This is a genomic window from Corynebacterium sp. p3-SID1761 (genome assembly GCF_055862885.1).
Map to the genome: position 1 here is coordinate 135,326 of NZ_JBSQBJ010000004.1, position 17,189 is coordinate 152,514.

Below are 17,189 nucleotides of genomic sequence, written 5' to 3' on the forward strand. Positions count from 1 at the left end.
AGCCCGCCCCCACCATGCGGCGGAGACGGGCCGAAAAGTTCTCGGCTTTAAGTTAAGAGCCGGAGATCGAGGAGCCGGAAGCACCCGAGCCAGACGGAGCAGTGCCCTTCTTCACGACAATCGGAGTGCCATTGTCGAAGACCTTGTAGTTATTAACCACAGCACCAACCTTTAGTCCAGCACCGTTCTTGTAGGTGCCTTCCTTCTCTGGAACCTTCCACGTGAAGTCCAGCAGCAGCGGAGTGGCCGTATCAACAGTGGGCTTGTGCTTGATCAGCAGCCCTTCCTCCCAGGAAACATGAACCTCGGTCTTGTCCTTGTTCTGAGTCACTGCATACTCGCTCTGCCCCAGCTCGTGGACAGAGTCACCGCCGATCAGACTTCCCTTAATACGCTCAACCTTGAGCAGCTGGAACCCCTTAGGCATCCACTCAATAATCTCGTTAACGGTGGTCTTACCCTTGACGCCCTGAACCTCAACGCGAGTCTTTACAGTAGCCCCCGGAGCAACGGTAGTCGCACCGTGAACCTGCTTGTACAGATCAACATTAAAGGCCGGACCGCCAAGGTTACCCAGCTTAACCTTGGCACCCTGCGGAACATCCAGATCCTTCTTGCCACCAAGGGAGCCAACCAGTCCACCTAGGGAACCAGCCGGAGCTGCAGAAGCAACACTTACCCCACCGAAAGCCAATGCAGATGCTGCAGCGATGGCAGTTGCGCTACGAACAAACTTGGAAGTCATAGATATGTACCTTTTCTATGGGAAATGCGAAATAGAAATGAAAACCCAACTTTTGCATAGCCATGCAAAATGACTATGCGGTACAGCTTAACCTAGTTTGAGGCGCAAAATAAGAATTCCGGAAGTTTTTCTTACTCCCACTCAATGGTTCCCGGCGGCTTGCTGGTTACATCCAGCACAACGCGGTTTACTTCCTCCACCTCATTAGTGATACGCGTCGAGATTTTCTCCAGCACATCGAAAGGAATTCGCGTCCAGTCCGCAGTCATTGCATCTTCACTGGACACCGGACGCAGCACGATCGGGTGACCATAGGTGCGCCCGTCGCCCTGCACGCCCACGGAACGCACATCTGCCAACAGCACCACCGGGCACTGCCAGATCACGTCATCCAAGCCAGCGGCAGTCAGCTCCGCGCGGGCAATCGCGTCGGCAGCGCGCAAAGTCTCCAAACGCTCCTCGGTTACCTCACCGATGATGCGGATGCCCAAGCCTGGTCCCGGGAATGGCTGGCGCGCTACGATTTCCTCCGGCAGACCCAACTCGCGACCCACTGCACGTACTTCGTCCTTGAACAGCAGGCGCAGTGGCTCTACCAGCTCAAACTCCACATCGTCCGGCAGGCCGCCGACGTTGTGGTGGCTCTTGATGTTTGCGGTACCAGTGCCTCCACCGGATTCCACAACATCCGGGTACAGAGTGCCCTGTACCAGGAAGTCCACACTGGACCCCTCCGGGGCATCGGCCAGCACACCGGCAACGGCGCGCTCGAAGGAGCGGATAAACTCCGCGCCAATAGCCTTACGCTTTGCCTCTGGTTCGCTCACGCCGGCCAACTTGTTCAGGAATGCCTCGCGCTCATCCACCGTCACCAGCTTCGCGCCGGTGGCAGCCACAAAGTCCTTCTCCACCTGCTCGCGCTCACCGGCGCGCAGCAGGCCATGGTCTACGAATACGCATGTCAGGCGATCACCGATTGCGCGCTGCACAAGCGCAGCGGCCACCGCGGAATCCACCCCTCCCGACAGGGCACAAATCGCGCGTCCTTCGTCGCCGATCTGCTCGCGTACCTGCTCGATAAGCTGCTCGGCAATGTTGCCCGCGGTCCACGTCGGCTCCAGCCCTGCGGTCTCCAGCAGGAAGCGGCGCAGCACCTCTTGCCCCTTAGGAGAGTGCAGCACCTCTGGGTGGTACTGCACACCCGCCATGCGCTTTTCCGGACATTCGAAGGCAGCCACCGGCGCACCCTCGGTGCGGGCGGTCACGGCAAAGCCCTCCGGGGCCACAGATACGGAATCGCCGTGGCTCATCCACACCTGCTGGTTACTGCCCATGTCTGCGTGGAGTACGCCAGCTTCCGATTGAATCTGCAGCTCGGTACGTCCGTATTCACGCTGGCCGGTCTTTGCAACGGTGCCACCCATGGCCTGAGTCATCGCCTGGAATCCATAACAGATACCGAATACCGGCACGCCCAGTTCCAACAGTCCGGGTTGAAGCGAGGGGGCGTCATCCGCGTAAACAGAAGAAGGACCACCGGAAAGAATCAGAGCCGCAGGGTTCTTCGCGGCAACCTCTTCGGCAGACATGGTGTGCGGGATGACCTCGGAATACAGGTTAACCTCGCGCACACGGCGGGCAATGAGCTGTGCGTATTGCGCACCGAAATCCACGACAAGCACGGGCCGTGGAGCGGCGGCAGCTGGGTCTTGTTGAGTCACAGTTCCTAACCTTAACGCACGTCCACCCCGCGCAGCACACCGGTGGCGCTACCCCCGGTTATCCGCGAAACGCTGCTTGTACCAATCCATCGACGGCGGAGAGAAAATCAGCGCCAACGATACCGCTGCCACCACCCCGAAGATTGCCGCCAGCCAGAACACTCCCGACTGGATCACCGTAATCGTAATCAGCACCAAAGTGACGTGCGTGAGCACCAGCCCCGACACACCCCATGTGCGCCCCTGAATAATCATCGCCCCGAACAACACGAAGGCGAAGAAATACAGCCCCACCATCACACCAGTGGCGCCAACATTCATCTGCACGGTTTCGTCGCCCTGCTGTGGCTTATAGCCGACGTACAGGACGAGCGTCGCGATGATGCCGATCACGCCGATTATTATTGACGCCCACGACAGCACCGCTAGTTGCATCGGCAACCGGTCAGTTGTGCGCTGCCACCACTGGGAAATCTTCATGCGGATCAGTTATGTTCTTTCTTTTTCTTAGCGAACGACCAGGTCGACCTTTTGGAAGCTCTTGATATCCGTGTAGCCACACTTTGCCATCGAGCGACGCAGAGCACCGATAATATTTTCATCGCCAACTGGGTTGGAGGTCGGACCAAAAAGCAAGGTCTTCAATGGCTGTGGCTCACCCAGGCCAACTTCTTCCACCACACCGCGCGGCAACTGCGGGTGACCTGCAGTGGATGGCCAGTACCAGTTCGGGGCGCCTGCAGAAGCTGCGGTAGCCAAGGGCAGGCCCAGAGACACCGCATCAGCGCCGCAGGCGATGGCCTTTGCCACGTCGCCGGAACGGGTCAGCGAAGAGTCGGCGATGATGTGCACATAACGGCCACCCGTCTCATCCAGGTAGTCACGACGCGCAGCAGCCGCATCGGCGATGGCAGTAGCCATCGGCACATCGATACCCAGGGACTCGTTGTTGGTGGTGTGGCCGGAGCCAATGATCACACCAGCGGCGCCCGTGCGCATCAAGTGCATTGCGGTAGTGTAATCCACCACGCCGCCGGCGATGACTGGAATGTCCAGGCTGCCGATGAACTCCTTCAGATTCAGTGGCTCACCATCGCGGTGCACGTGCTCGGCGGAGACCAAGGTTCCCTGCACCACCAGCAAATCCATACCGGCCTTAATCAGCACCGGAGCTAGTTCGCGGGCGTTCTGTGGGGAAACTCGGACGGCAAAACGCACGCCCGATTCCCGCACCTGGTTCAGGCGCTCCTGCAGCAGATCCACATTGAGCTCCAGGGAATGCAGGCGCTGTAGCTCCGCGTTGGCGCCGAAGATACCGGAGTCCGAGGTGGCGTCCACACCTTCCTCGTCGAACAGGGCAGCATCGGCTTTTTGGGCAGCTTCAACGACCCCGCGCAGGGCAGCGTCCAGATCTTCCACGCGACCCCACAGGCCTTCGGCGTTGATTACTGGCAGACCGCCCAGCTGGCCGAACTCGATAGCGAATTCAGGAGTAACGATCGAGTCGGTCGGGTGGGACATCAGTGGAATATCGAACGAATATGCATCGATCTTCCACGACGTGTCTACATCGTGCGAGCTGCGGGTACGCCGCGAGGGAACGATGTCGATCTGGTTCAGGCCATACACTCGGCGCGCGGTGCGCGAGCGTCCGATGTCCACATATTCCTGCATGAGGGTGTCACTCCTAAAAGTGTGCTCTGACTAGCTAAGGCTGGGTTTTAGCGATTCGGGTTGTAGTTCGGAGCTTCCATGATGCCCTGCACGTCGTGCGGGTGGGACTCACGCAGGCCTGCACCGGTGATGCGTACAAATCGTGCGTTCTGCAGCTCCGAGATCGTCGCCGCGCCCGTGTAGCCCATCGCTGCGCGCAGGCCACCGACCTGCTGGTGCAGGATGGAGCTGATGGAACCGCGGAAGGGGACGCGCCCCTCGATACCTTCCGGCACCAGCTTCTCCTCGGACTTCACATCTGCCTGGAAGTAACGATCCTTGGAGTAGGAGCGCTTCTCGCCGGTAAGGCCGCGCCCTTGCATCGCACCCATGGAGCCCATGCCGCGGTAGCGCTTGTACTGCTTGCCGTTGATGGTCACGATCTCACCGGGGGTCTCAGCGGAGCCGGCGAGCATGGAGCCCAGCATGACGGTGGATGCGCCGGCGGCCAGTGCCTTGGCGATGTCCCCGGAGAACTGCATGCCACCGTCGGCGATGATCGGCACGCCTGCCTTCTTGGCCGGCACGGAGGCCTCCATGATGGCCGTGATCTGCGGAGCACCAACACCGGCAACAACGCGGGTGGTGCAGATGGAGCCGGGGCCAATACCGACCTTGATAGCGTCAGCGCCTGCCTCGATCATGGCCTGTGCGGCCTCGCGAGTAGCCAAGTTGCCGCCGACGACGTCGACGCGGTCGCCGAACTCCTTCTTCACGCGGGAAACCATGTCCAGCACGCCACGGTTGTGTGCGTGGGCGGTGTCGACAATCAGCACGTCCACGCCAGCATCTACGAGGCTGCCAGCACGGGTCCATGCATCTTCGCCAGTACCAATGCCTGCAGCGGCCAGCAGGCGACCAGAGGAATCTTTGGCAGCCAGCGGGTACTGCTCGCGCTTTGCGAAGTCCTTCACCGTGATCAGGCCAGTCAGCTTGCCTGCACCATCGACGATGGGCAGCTTTTCCACCTTATGCTCAGACAGCAGGCTGAGGGCAGCTTCGGCAGATACGCCTTCCTGGGCGACAACCAGCGGCATGGGGGTCATGGCTTCGGAGACCTTGCGGCTGAAGTCAGTCTCGAAGCGCATATCGCGGTTCGTGAGGATTCCCACCAGCACGCCTTCATCGTCCACCACAGGCAGGCCGGAGATGCGGTAGCGAGCGCATAGCTCGTCCACCTGTTGGATGGTCATGTCCGGAGAAGCAGTGATTGGGTCGGTAACCATACCGGCCTCGGAGCGCTTAACGATTTCTACCTGCTGTGCCTGGTCCTCGATGGAGAGGTTGCGGTGCAGCACGCCGATGCCACCGTGGCGAGCCATGGCTACTGCCATGCGAGCTTCCGTCACCGTATCCATCGCCGCGGAAGCCACGGGAATGTTCAAGTTGATGTTGCGGGTGAACTGGGTGGCGGTATCCACTCCGGAGGGGATCACTTCAGACGCTGCGGGCAGCAACAAGACATCGTCGAAGGTCAGTCCGACCAGAGCAACCTTGTTGGGGTCGTCGCCACCGGTGGAAACTGGGTAGGTGTTCGCGTTCATCTCAGGGTTTGTCACGGGTTGCCCGACCTTCCTTTAGAATTTTCTGCTACTCAAACTCACCGGGATTGCTCACCAGGGAGTTCTCGCCGTCTTCTCGCCGATGTACTACAGAATAACCCCTTGAGGCGCATTTTTGTTTCCCGGGGTTGGGTACTGACCCCGGCTCGAATCCAATCGTGTTTTTGCTTTCCACCACCGACCACAGGGTACGGTGTTGATGTGAGCTTTAACCACGATCAAATGCCGCCGGATCCTTTCGCTGATGATCCCAATGACCCAGCGTCTTTCCTGGATCCTGACGAGTTCGACGGAGCTGTGCCGCCGCTGTCTCCCGACGAGGTTCAGGCTCTGCGGGAAGATCTGAAAAATGTCCGTGATTTCCGCAAGCTGCTGGAGCCCCGTGGGATTCGTGGCGTGGCGATGTTGTGTGAGGACTGCGAGGATACGCACTTCTACGATTGGGACATCATCGAGTCGAATATCACGACGATGCTCAACAACGAGCTTGTCCCTGTGCACGAACCATCGGCACAACCAGATCCAAATAATTACGTGACCTGGGATTATTGCCTGGGCTACGCGGACGCTATCGATTTCGCGTTCCACGGCCTGCGCCCGCCGTTTCTGTAGGGGTAAGTAAGTTAACTACCCTCAATCGGAGCTGGGGCATCTACGGGCGCGCTATAGCCATCCAACGTAGGTCGTGGCTCTGGGTGCGACACCGTGGGTTTGGCGGTCGGCGTCGGCTTCTCCGGGTGAGGCGTAGCCACTGGCTCACTGGGCTTCGTAGGCGCGATCGGGCCGACTGGCAGACCTGGCTCCGGCTGCATGGAGGATTCAGTTCCGCCCAGAATAATAGTGGTAGTCGGGATTTCCTCCACCGTGGTGAGCGGAGCTCGGGACTCGGTGACAGTAGACTTGTCCGCCTCGTCCTTTTCCTTTTTGTCTTTCTTATCCTTTTCGCGGTCTTTATCGTCGCGGTCGGTCTTATCTGCGATGTTCTCTTCCTTTAGGACGCCCTCTTGTCCGCCGGAGACATCTTCACCGACACCACTGGAGTTCAGCGCCTCGGCCGCCCCCCTCTCGGCCGATTCCTCGTGCTTTACATGTGCTCCTTGGGAATTGGAATACGCCGCATACCCTAGGCCGCCAACTGCCAAAGCGGCAGCCACACCACCAGCCACCAACATGCTGGTCAAGGACACACCTCCAGCTGCTGCGGCTTTCGCACCTGTGCGTAGCAAACGAGAATTCTGGCCGGTCGTACCGTCAGCCAACTCGGGTTCTTCGTCCGGGAAGAGGAAGCTTACGTCCGGTGCGGGTGGAATATCCCGATGGAGCGCTTCGCGGGTCGCAACCAGCTCGGCAAACAATGGATCGTTGGAGTCGAAGCTTTCAGTTTCCGGGATCGACTCCCCCCGACCGATCGCATCGAGAATGCGATCCAAGTCCAGGATCGAGGAGAAACTCTCCTCGTCTCCCCAGAAGTCGTCATTCTGTGCCATGGCGTTAAACCCTTTTCTTTATTGAAATCACTTGAAGGTAACTACCTACTTTGGATGATCCCGTGTTTCTTCAGCTTCGCCACTGCCCTATGCTGCGCTACCCGGACGGCGGTGGGCTTCGATCCTACAATCTCCGCGGTCTCTTCCGCTGTGTAGCCGTGCACCACGCGGAGGAGAAGAATTTCTTTTGATTTCTCACTCAGAATATCGAGCTTTTTAACCAAGTCGTTACACGAATCCTGACTCAAATACACCTCTTCGGGGGAATCCTGGAAAGATTCTTCCTCCGGAAGCTCCTCCGCCGGATCGGACATGTCGCGCTGACGCGAGCGATAGGCGTCCGTAATCTTGTTCCGCGCCACTTGGTAGACAAAAGCCATAAACGGCGCGCCGGTGTCTTGATAACGTGGCAGCGCCTTAGCTACCGCGATGCACACGTCCTGAGCGACATCCTCCGGCGTCGGATAGCCATGAGAGCTCAGCTTACTACGGCAGAATACGACCACCCTGGGGTAAATGAGCTTAATGAGGTCATTAGCCGCCCGGCGGTCCCGTGCAATGGCCGCCGGCAGGAGATCTTGAATCTCCTTATCAGCATTCCAAGCTGCCGCCATCGCCTCTTCTCCGTCAAGCTTTCGAACGTCAATACCAATGTGGGTTGAAACTATCACACCGCGCCGACAGCCCCGGATCGATTAGGGAGGGACTGTTCGAATACTCCTCACACGCGTGCAATCAATTAAGCCCGACCCATGTTCCCACATTTCCTGAGTTTCCCGATCTTTACCTCCCACTGTCTCCCCATCTCCTCCCCTCCTCTTCCTTTCCTCTCTCTTCTAGCTCAGCCACACCGGAGCTGCGCACCCGCAGGAGGAAACAGCAGTACGGGATTTTTCTTAGCCCCCTTTGGGGGAATCTGGGCGTGGCGACGAAACAAGTTAATCAATTGTTCAACTAATCGCATTTCCGCAGGTTAGTAGCTACAGACTTTCGGAGAATGTATAGCAAAACAGCTTTCCGACACCCGCAGGGCACCAACCCTTTACCTAAAATTTACTTAAGGATTGGAACCTCTCTGACGTCACTACAAGTGAGCATCTGACTTTTTCACGAGGAGTTTCCACCTAATGCCACAGCCCAGCCAGCTTCCGGGACCAGCATCGTCGACTTGGGAATGGCAGCTTCACGGCGCATGCCGTGGAGCCGATTCTTCCGTCTTCTTCCACCCGGACGGCGAGCGTGGCCGTGCTCGCGCCATGCGTGAACACCGTGCCAAGGCCATCTGCCGCGAGTGCCCTGTCATTGAGCAGTGCCGTAACCACGCCCTCAGCGTGGGCGAGCCCTATGGCATTTGGGGTGGCCTCAGTGAATCTGAGCGCGACGCAATCTTGCGCCCCACTTCCCGCAACCGTGGCCGCCGCGTAGCCTCCTAAGGCCACTACGCCACATCTTTTAAGCTTCACAATCATCCACGCTGTGCACAACGCAAAAAGAGGATGCTTCCCAACATCCTGGGAAGCATCCTCTTTTTGTTTATCTGCCTTGCTAGCTTTAGGCAGGTTCGCAGTGGTTAGTGCACGTGGCCTGCGTGTGCGCCTGCATTAGCAGCAGGCTCTGCAGGCTTATCCACCACAGCAGTTTCGGTGGTCAGCACCATGCGGGCAACGGACGTTGCGTTCACCACCGCAGAGTGGGTGACCTTAACCGGATCAATAATTCCCTGTTCCAGCAGGTTGCCGTACTCCAGGGTAGCGGCGTTAAAGCCAGAGCCATTCGGCTGCTCGGCGGTACGGGCAACTACTACAGCACCGTCGAGACCGGCATTGTCCGCGATCCAGAACGCTGGACGGCGCAGGGCGCGAGCCAAGGAGCGCAGGCCGATACTTTCGTCGCCTTCAGCCTGGCGAGACATCTCTTCGATCTCGGTAGCGATCTGCACCAGCACGGAGCCACCGCCAGCAATTACGCCTTCCTGGCTCGCAGCACGGGCTGCGTTGATCGCATCCTCGATGCGCAGCTTGCGCTCGTTAACCTCGGTTTCAGTTGCTCCACCAGCACGGATGACAGCAACGCCACCCGAGAGCTTTGCCAGGCGCTCCTCGAACTTCTCCTTATCCCAGGAGGAGTCAGTGCGCTCAATGTCACCACGGATCTGGTTGCGACGCTCTTCGACAGCCTCTGCAGAACCAGCACCATCGACCAGTACGGTCTCTTCCTTGGTGATGTTCACGCGACGCGCGGTGCCCAGCTGCTCCAAGGTGGTCTCGGAGAGCTTGTGTCCCAGCTCGCTATCGATAACGGTAGCGCCGGTGACGATTGCCAGATCGTCCATGAATGCCGCACGACGATCGCCGAAGTACGGAGACTTCACGGCGGCGACCTTCAGCGACTTGCGGATGGCATTCAGCACGAGCATCTGCAGCGGCTCGCCTTCGATATCCTCCGCCACGATCAACAGCGGCTTACCGGAATTAGCAACCTTCTCCAGCACCGGCAGGAAGTCCGGAAGGGAGGAGATCTTCTCGCGCACCAGCAGGATCAGTGGGTTCTCCAGCTCTGCGTGGCCGGTCTCCTGATCCGTGACGAAGTACGGGGAAAGGTAGCCCTTGTCGAAGGAGACACCCTCGGTAACGATGGACTCGTCTTCGATGGACTGCGACTCCTCAACCGTCACAACGCCGTCCTTGCCCACCTTGTCAAAGGCATCGGCAACCATGGCACCGATCTTCTCGTCACGAGAAGAAACGGTGGCGACGTTGGCAATTGCGGCATTGTCTGCAACCGGCTGCGCCAGCTCGCGTAGGAGCTCCAATACACGCTCGGTCCCCTTCACGATGCCGCGGTTCACAGCGATCGGGTTAGCACCTGCCGCCACGGTACGCAGCCCCTCGTTAATGAGGGCCTGAGCCAACAGGGTGGCGGTGGTAGTGCCGTCTCCGGCGATGTCATTGGTTTTGATGGCGACGGACTTCACCAGCTGGGCACCCAGGTTCTCGAAGGGGTCCTCCAGGTCAATGTCGCGCGCAATGGTCACGCCATCGTTGGTTACGGTCGGGCCACCGAAGGCCTTATCCAGCACGACATTTCGACCGCGCGGGCCTAAGGTCACCTTCACCGCGTCCGCCAGGGCGTCGACGCCCTTCTGTAGGCCTTCACGGGCCTCTTGATCAAATGCGATGAGTTTAGACATGCAGCTACCCGCTTACTTTTCGATGACTGCGAGGATGTCGCGCTGGCTCAGCAGCAGGTACTCTTCGCCGTTGTACTTCAGCTCGGTGCCGCCGTACTTGGAGAAGACGACCGTGTCGCCTTCCTTTACATCCATCGGGATGCGATCGTCGTCATCTGCCCAGCGGCCGGGGCCAACTGCGATGACGGTTGCCTCCTGCGGCTTCTCCTTTGCGGAGTCAGGGATGACCAGGCCGGATGCGGTGGTCGTCTCAGCTTCAACGATCTGAACGAGGACGCGGTCCTCAAGGGGCTTGATGTTGACGTTAGCCACGATTGAATACCTCCGTGTATTCGAGCTGTAGGTTTCACTCTTGTGAACTGTTATGCCGGTTGGTTTTCCAGATACAGCCGTCGTCGCGGGTGAACAACTGTGAGTCAAACAACCTATCTGGCACTCTACCCTCGCAAGTGCTAAGGCTCAACAAACCCCGGTGCTAAACACCCTTGGTCAGGTTAATGACCGCGTTGTGCCACAGCTCGTAATCCTTGGCATTATCCGTCTTGTAGTTCTCAACCGCGCGGATGCCGTTGTGGATAGACTCGATATCTTCGTCCGTCAGGTCTTCGCCTTCGTCACCGACGAAGAGTACCGGGCCGATGATCGCGCGAGCTGGATCAGAAATGAAGCTGGAATCACCAGTCTCCTGCTCCTTACGCCCCATGGAGGCCAGTGGGTTCGGCTCCGGGTTCTCAACCTTGCGCGCATCAGAGGAGTAAATAGCAGCGACCGTCAGACCGCTCTCCACGAACACCACGTGCAGGCGATCGTGCTCGCTACCGCCCAAGACATCGGCGGCTTCTGAAAGATCAATGTCGAGTTCCCGCGCCTGAAGATCGGGCGTGACCAGCATGCTGCGTGCCATTGTGAGCTCCTAACTCGTGAGTTTATTGATGCCGCTGACCTGTCTACACGGCACCGGATGAAGTCTCCCAAGAAACCAAAGGAAGAAGAATCTGTGAATCTTTACACAGTCAAGACACATTTTGCCAGCAAACTAGGGATTCCGCAGGATAGGCTCTTCCACGTCAAGTGCGGGATCTGTAGGCGTCGACAAACCACTCGGCTCCTCCCCTGCAGCAACCAGACGCGCGGCCAGTGCGGCGATCATCACACCATTATCGGTGCAGAGCTTTGCCTGCGGGATCTTTAGGGTGACGCCCACTTCTCCGCAGCGTGTGGCAGCAGCTTCCCTTAGACGCTTGTTTGCGGAAACACCTCCGCCGAGCAACATCACACGAGCGTCCTTATCCTCGCAGGCACGAAGAGCTTTGGTGACGAGGACGTCCACCACAGCCTCCTGGAAGGAAGCGCACACATCTTCGATCGGAACGCTTGCACCCTCCCTATCAGCCTTTTCGACATAACGGGCAACGGCGGTCTTGAGGCCCGAAAAAGAAAAATCATAACGCGAGTCCTGCTGGCGCATCATACCTCGCGGGAAGGCTATAGCTTGCGGGTTCCCCTCAGCCGCTAGACGGTCGATAACAGGGCCTCCGGGATAGCCCAACCCCAACAAACGAGCGACCTTGTCATAGGCCTCACCTGCCGCGTCATCGAGCGTGCTGCCAAGCTCCTCCATCGGGGCACCCACGCCGGTGACGTGGAGAATCTGCGTGTGCCCACCGCTGACCAGCAAAGCGATCGCATTGTTGAGATCCTCACCTGGGGCAGTAGTATCCGTAGTATCCACCGTGCCTCCTTCACTGAGCGTCCCCACAGCCACGTGTCCACCCAAGTGGTTGACCCCATAGAAAGGAACCTCCCACGCCAGCGCGTAGGCCTTCGCCGCGGCGGCGCCGACCAGCAAGGCACCAGCAAGGCCAGGGCCTACGGTCGCAGCCACCACGTCCGGAGCGTGGAAGCCTGGGACGTTCGCGCGCGTCTCCGCCAGTGCGGCGCGCATCGTCGGTTGCATAGCCTCCAGGTGAGCACGGGAGGCAATCTCCGGAACCACCCCACCGAAACGGGCGTGCTGTTCCATCGAGGAAGCCACTTTGTCCGCGATGATCTCCAGCTGTTCGGCGCCGTCGGCAGCTGAGGTGCTGGCGATAATCCCCACGCCAGTTTCGTCGCAGGAGCTTTCGACACCCAGGATATAGCGAGGTCGATCTGAATTTTCGGCCTCTGGAGCCGGGGTGGCGTCAGAAATAAAACCAGGGCGCACCATGGTGAAGGCGTCGGCCCCAGAAGGCTGATAATAGTCTTTGCGCGTGCCTTCGATGGCGAAGCCGTAGCGTTCGTAGAGGCCAACGGCGGGCTGATTGTCGGTGCGAACCTCCAGGAAGATCGGGGCTCCCAAGCGGTCGGCAATAGTGACGAGCGGATCCATGAGTAGTTTGGACAATCCCTTGCCCTGCCACTCGGGAAGGATACCGATGGTGTGGATCTCCCCTTCCGGATCGTGCGCCGGGCCACCAACTGCGAGGATGGCGTATCCGACAAGTTCACCGGCGACCTCCAGGCCAAGACAGTGCGTATGCGGCGCAGCAATCTCACTAACGAACGCATCGGCTGACCAAGGGGAATCTTCAGTAAAAAGTCGCTGCTCAATGGTTGCACATGCCGGCGCGTCAGTGACCTTGAGCTGGCGTACCCGGGCGCCATGAGGGGAAGCATCCACAGCGGGCTCTGCATTAGTCACCGTGGCAACCCCCGCAATGCTTTCAGGCTCGCTTACCTCCGAATACGGATCCCCAACTCGGGAGAAATCCAGTGCCTTCGAAATCGCCTTCGCCGTGGGCTCCTTCGCATCCGGACGGCGCAGGTACAGTGCCCGCAACGCTGGAGCATCTGTGAGCAGCCCAGGGACTGAACCACGAGATTCCAACGCAGCAAGCACGAGGCCACGCGGCGTGGGGTGAGCGTCCAGGCTCTCCACCTGGCAACCTTCCTGGCAGCCGCATAGCTCCTGAACCTGATCAGCCACCGCCGAGGCACTCAGGACTCGTAGAGGCCAGCGATCCAGGCGTCGCTGTATGTCCAGCACCACATCGGGGGCGTGGACAGAAGCCGGAACCTGCACCTCTGAGCACAACTGCCCTGCTACGCCCTGAACAAAACTGATCCGGGAGTGGTAAAACTCCCGGCGACGTGCATCGGAAACAACGAGGTAATCGCCGAAGGCCTTCGCACCCACCTGGGAGACTACGTGTTCCCACACGGTGCCAGCTGCGCTGGGAACTCCGTGCACGGGAATTGAGAGGGCGTCGCCAAAAGCAGCAGCTGTGGCCATGCCAACCCGTAGCCCCGTAAACGGACCTGGACCGGTACCGACTACAACGGTGTGCAGATCACGCGGGGAAAGCGAGGCTTCGTCCAGGCAAGCCTGAATATTGGGGGCGAGTAGTTCCATGTGACCGCGAACGTTATCCGCCAGACGCTCCGCCAGCACACGGACTTGGCCGTTGGCGGAAATGCGGACAACACCACAAGTGACGTAATTGGTGGAGGTATCGACGGCCAGCACGTTGATCATGGTGACCAAGTTTAGGCTTCTTGTGTAGTCAGCTCGAATTAATGCCCTAATACGACTTAGTGCAACAAAAATGGCGACACGTAGCAGGAGGCTAACAGATCGGAAGTTTCAACCGCAGATCCTCAGCGTTGTCCCCAGAAACAATAAACCCGTAGGCGGCCAGATCACCTTGTGGAAACACCCCATAGGCAGAATCATCCGAGCCCATCGGCATAGTTAACGCACTGCATCGACTTGATCTCATTGTTTGAGCACCTTCGACTGGGATCACGGCATTCCTCGCCTCCACCGATTCGAAGTGAGCAACAACCACGCTAAATTGACCCGAGTTACAGGCAATACGGGCAAGCTCTCCACTACTTGGTTCTCGATGTTCGCACGACGTAGATTGCCATCCTTCTCCTCCGGAATTCTGGCTCACGATGTGTGGGAAAGTGTCAGCTAAAACTGCATCTTCCCCTTCCCATTGGGACGCGGTCAGATAAGAAATGATTGCTGCAGCTATCGCGACCACCACCATTCCCGCCGTGGCAAGCACTAGTAGTTTCTTCGGAACTCTTTTGTGCTTCGCTCCTTGCTTCACATGCGCTGACTGCTGCTCCATTCCTGCGGAGCGCAAAGCAGAAATAAAGGCCGAGGCGGTTGCAAAACGCTTCTTCGGGTTACCATCCAAAACTCTCGCGAAGACCTCATTGAGCTTCTTAACGTGTGAAGCATCCGCGGGGTTTATCAAATGCCCTTTAAGCTCTGGTACTGGTCGATTCACAGCCCACTGTGCATACGTCACGGAGCCACGAACGTAAATGCCTGTTAACAGCTCAAAAGCAACCAGGCCCAGGGAATACTGTTCACTCAACGCATCCGGTTGCGGAGGTTCCGACACGTCTTTCGTAACCAACAATTCGGGTGCAATGTATCCATCTGTACCGATACGCATCCCTACCCGAGTCATACGAGTGGATTCTCGATCAATTGCAATACCGAAATCCGTTAGCAAAGCCGGAATACCGTTCATCCCTGAAGAGGGCAACAAAATATTAGCCGGTTTGATATCTCGATGAACCACAGGATTCGGTAGCACCGCGAGATAGTCAAGCGCGCTGGCAATTGGAGCCAGAATCTGCACAACTTCCTGAACGGTAAGAAGCTGGCGCGATGCTCGACGTCGGTGTAAGAAGTCATGAAGATTCTCACCATCGATGTACTTCATTGTGAAGTACGGAAAACCATGTGTGGTCACTCCCCCGTCGTACACAGGAACGATCGCAGGGTGATCAAGCGCTGCCATGGTGCGCATCTCCGCGTGGAACCTCTGGACATATTCAGAGTTAGAAACACGATCCTGGGAAACAACCTTGATTGCCACTGTCCGATCTAGATTTCGCTTGTAAGCACGAAATACGGTGCCCATACCACCTTGTCCAAGCTGTTGGACGTTCGAGTACCCCAAGGCACTTAAGTCATTTAAAAAGTCTTCAGGGACAGAGGCTTTTGAAAAATTCATGGTGAACATGGTGAATACGAGCAAGTAGAATTAAGAGTACAAATGCGGATTTTCCGCCGCGAACTTCGCAAGTACGATGCGCCACGGGATGTTCACTCCATCTTGAAACTGTGGAACACCCAACCTTTTCAACGTCTCCGCCATGTACTGAATCTTCTGTGAAGTTTTCTTTTCTCCCCAGCCTAGCTGGCATGCAAGGTCTTTCACAGAAGGAACCACAATGCGCGGATCTGCACTAGGGTCACGGTGAAGCGGCGCTGCTAGCGCAGCTAACACCTGCTGCTGCTCGATATTTGGATCAAATGTCCCCATTGTGAATGGGGCCAAGGGAGTATTCATTTGCGGAACGGAATCGACTGGTCGGGCAACCGTTACTTCAATCTCATACCGCAGGTTTCTAGTCGCGAACAGAATGAAATTAGTACCTGTAGGGAGGGGCCACTGCGTTCCCGGAGTGAGACGAACCGGTGAATACGTGTTGGTTTCATAGGACGGCTGAATAGTGGCCGAGATGAAACTGCCTACATTGCGCACCATCCACATTCCATGGTCACACCAGAAATGCAGAAAAGCGCGATGCATAGCAGGGTCGTCTGCTCCAATGGGGAATTCAGATGCCCGGCCAAGAGTCACACTAACTGCTTGAGATAAAACCTTGCGGGTTCCGATCAAATCATCGACGATGAGGTGTGAACCATCAGTGGCAGCTAACATTTCGACTTAGGCAACAACTAAAGGCTGACTGATGTTAAATGGCTTGTAGCCCGGGATTGCAACCTCGATTTCCAGGGTGAATTTCCCCTCCTTTTCAAGGTTATAAGCAACATTCGCCTCAGCGTAATCCGATAGCTTAATATCCTTATTCTCAAACTTGATCTCATCGTAATTTACGTTTTGATAGCCCGGCAACCATTCGGGACGAACATTCTGTCCCTTTAAGACGTCAGCACCGCTTTCGTCCAGCAGCTTGAAGTCCAGAGCCGCCCATTCTCTTTCTTCAAAAGGGACCTTTGAGAGATCAGCCGCAGCAATCTTAAGCTCTAGTTTTGAACCCTTCTTATACTGCATGATCCCGTTCCTCTCAGCTCGTGGCACGGTTACCTGCAGCTCCGAAAAACCATGATCGGGCATTTCAGGATATGAGGTGACGATGTCCTCCGGAGAACCGGGGCCGGCTTCGTCCTTGGTTAAGCGAAATTTTCCATTGCTCAGCTCAAGCGAATTTGCAGGATCAACCAAAGTTGGCTCGGCTTCCTTCTCATTTTTGGCGGAAGCGGAAGGAGTCTCTGACTCAGACCCCGTGGACTCCGGGGAAGAAGATTCTGCAGTCGAAGATTGCACCTCAAACGATTGCTCCGCCTGCGGAGCTTCATCCTCTGAACATGCCGCGATTGAAAGCGTGGTAATTGCCGCAACTCCCAGAGCCAGCAACTTCTTTGAAGTAGTCATGTGCATTCTCCTCGAAACGTGTTTATCGCAGACATTCTCCCTTGGGAATCATACCGCGGAGCAGACTGCTGGAACCCAACCGGATTCAAGCAGCGAACCTGAGCCAAAGCCTTCTCTGTATGCAGCTTCCCCAGGATTTTGGGTTTGCAGCGCCCACGAATCCAGCTGTTGTTTGGTTGGTTTGTTGAGAACCATGTGGTAACTCACGGCCTCATGATTACTCATTTTTAAGTGCATTTGTTGATCTGTCGGGAGCGCTCCCCAGACATTGATAATAAATAGCGGGTTAAGTAAAGAAAAG

General features: G+C 57.4%; 17 protein-coding genes. 2 read left to right on the forward strand and 15 right to left on the reverse strand.

The annotated features are described in order from the left end of the window. Positions 1-52: 52 nt before the first annotated feature. The 5 genes from ACWXWJ_RS04085 to guaB form a co-directional block, all read right to left on the reverse strand. The gene (locus tag ACWXWJ_RS04085; protein ID WP_448308008.1) at positions 53-745 is read right to left on the reverse strand and encodes a hypothetical protein; all 693 of its coding nucleotides are present in this window, start codon (positions 743-745) and stop codon (positions 53-55) included. Between the two features lie 131 nt (positions 746-876). After that, positions 877-2,466 (reverse strand): glutamine-hydrolyzing GMP synthase, encoded by a 1,590-nt coding sequence (guaA, locus tag ACWXWJ_RS04090; protein WP_473963631.1) that lies wholly within the window; start codon positions 2,464-2,466, stop codon positions 877-879. A 48-nt stretch (positions 2,467-2,514) separates the two neighbouring features. Continuing rightward, positions 2,515-2,946 carry a hypothetical protein gene (locus ACWXWJ_RS04095; RefSeq protein ID WP_473963632.1) on the reverse strand — a complete coding sequence of 144 codons (432 nt, stop codon included), beginning with the start codon at positions 2,944-2,946 and terminating at the stop codon, positions 2,515-2,517. Positions 2,947-2,973: 27 nt separating this feature from the next. After that, on the reverse strand, positions 2,974-4,140 hold the full coding sequence (locus tag ACWXWJ_RS04100) for a GuaB3 family IMP dehydrogenase-related protein (protein ID WP_448308006.1): 1,167 nt from the start codon (positions 4,138-4,140) through the stop codon (positions 2,974-2,976). Between the two features lie 47 nt (positions 4,141-4,187). Beyond that, positions 4,188-5,723 (reverse strand): IMP dehydrogenase, encoded by a 1,536-nt coding sequence (gene guaB, locus ACWXWJ_RS04105; protein ID WP_293790813.1) that lies wholly within the window; start codon positions 5,721-5,723, stop codon positions 4,188-4,190. Between the two features lie 240 nt (positions 5,724-5,963). Here guaB and ACWXWJ_RS04110 point away from each other — a divergent pair, with 240 nt between their 5' ends. Beyond that, a complete protein-coding gene (locus tag ACWXWJ_RS04110) occupies positions 5,964-6,353 on the forward strand; it encodes a DUF5319 domain-containing protein (protein WP_473963641.1) in 390 nt (129 codons plus the stop codon). Positions 6,354-6,364: 11 nt separating this feature from the next. Here ACWXWJ_RS04110 and ACWXWJ_RS04115 read toward each other — a convergent pair whose 3' ends face one another. Together ACWXWJ_RS04115 and ACWXWJ_RS04120 are read right to left on the reverse strand one after the other, a co-directional pair. Next, positions 6,365-7,228 (reverse strand): hypothetical protein, encoded by an 864-nt coding sequence (locus tag ACWXWJ_RS04115; RefSeq protein WP_473963633.1) that lies wholly within the window; start codon positions 7,226-7,228, stop codon positions 6,365-6,367. A 41-nt stretch (positions 7,229-7,269) separates the two neighbouring features. Next, a complete protein-coding gene (locus ACWXWJ_RS04120; RefSeq protein ID WP_473963634.1) occupies positions 7,270-7,899 on the reverse strand; it encodes a sigma-70 family RNA polymerase sigma factor in 630 nt (209 codons plus the stop codon). A gap of 456 nt (positions 7,900-8,355) precedes the next feature. Here ACWXWJ_RS04120 and ACWXWJ_RS04125 point away from each other — a divergent pair, with 456 nt between their 5' ends. Then, positions 8,356-8,661, forward strand: a complete 306-nt coding sequence (locus tag ACWXWJ_RS04125; RefSeq protein ID WP_293790703.1) for a WhiB family transcriptional regulator — start codon at positions 8,356-8,358, stop codon at positions 8,659-8,661. A gap of 137 nt (positions 8,662-8,798) precedes the next feature. On the opposite strand, the gene groL is transcribed toward ACWXWJ_RS04125, so the two are convergent. The 8 genes from groL to ACWXWJ_RS04165 form a co-directional block, all read right to left on the reverse strand. Next, on the reverse strand, positions 8,799-10,418 hold the full coding sequence (gene groL, locus ACWXWJ_RS04130; RefSeq protein WP_293790702.1) for a chaperonin GroEL: 1,620 nt from the start codon (positions 10,416-10,418) through the stop codon (positions 8,799-8,801). A 12-nt stretch (positions 10,419-10,430) separates the two neighbouring features. Further along, positions 10,431-10,730 carry a co-chaperone GroES gene (groES, locus tag ACWXWJ_RS04135; RefSeq protein ID WP_013889160.1) on the reverse strand — a complete coding sequence of 100 codons (300 nt, stop codon included), beginning with the start codon at positions 10,728-10,730 and terminating at the stop codon, positions 10,431-10,433. A gap of 163 nt (positions 10,731-10,893) precedes the next feature. Then, on the reverse strand, positions 10,894-11,322 hold the full coding sequence (locus tag ACWXWJ_RS04140) for a hypothetical protein (protein WP_293790701.1): 429 nt from the start codon (positions 11,320-11,322) through the stop codon (positions 10,894-10,896). Between the two features lie 132 nt (positions 11,323-11,454). Further along, positions 11,455-13,935 (reverse strand): tRNA (adenosine(37)-N6)-threonylcarbamoyltransferase complex transferase subunit TsaD, encoded by a 2,481-nt coding sequence (gene tsaD, locus ACWXWJ_RS04145; RefSeq protein WP_473963635.1) that lies wholly within the window; start codon positions 13,933-13,935, stop codon positions 11,455-11,457. 91 nt (positions 13,936-14,026) lie between these two features. After that, on the reverse strand, positions 14,027-15,439 hold the full coding sequence (locus ACWXWJ_RS04150; protein WP_293790699.1) for a serine/threonine-protein kinase: 1,413 nt from the start codon (positions 15,437-15,439) through the stop codon (positions 14,027-14,029). A 30-nt stretch (positions 15,440-15,469) separates the two neighbouring features. After that, positions 15,470-16,153 carry an FHA domain-containing protein gene (locus tag ACWXWJ_RS04155; RefSeq protein WP_293790698.1) on the reverse strand — a complete coding sequence of 228 codons (684 nt, stop codon included), beginning with the start codon at positions 16,151-16,153 and terminating at the stop codon, positions 15,470-15,472. A gap of 6 nt (positions 16,154-16,159) precedes the next feature. Next, positions 16,160-16,888 (reverse strand): hypothetical protein, encoded by a 729-nt coding sequence (locus ACWXWJ_RS04160; RefSeq protein WP_293790697.1) that lies wholly within the window; start codon positions 16,886-16,888, stop codon positions 16,160-16,162. A gap of 48 nt (positions 16,889-16,936) precedes the next feature. Next, a partial coding sequence (locus ACWXWJ_RS04165) for a hypothetical protein (RefSeq protein WP_473963636.1) occupies positions 16,937-17,189 on the reverse strand: 253 nt, incomplete at its 5' end.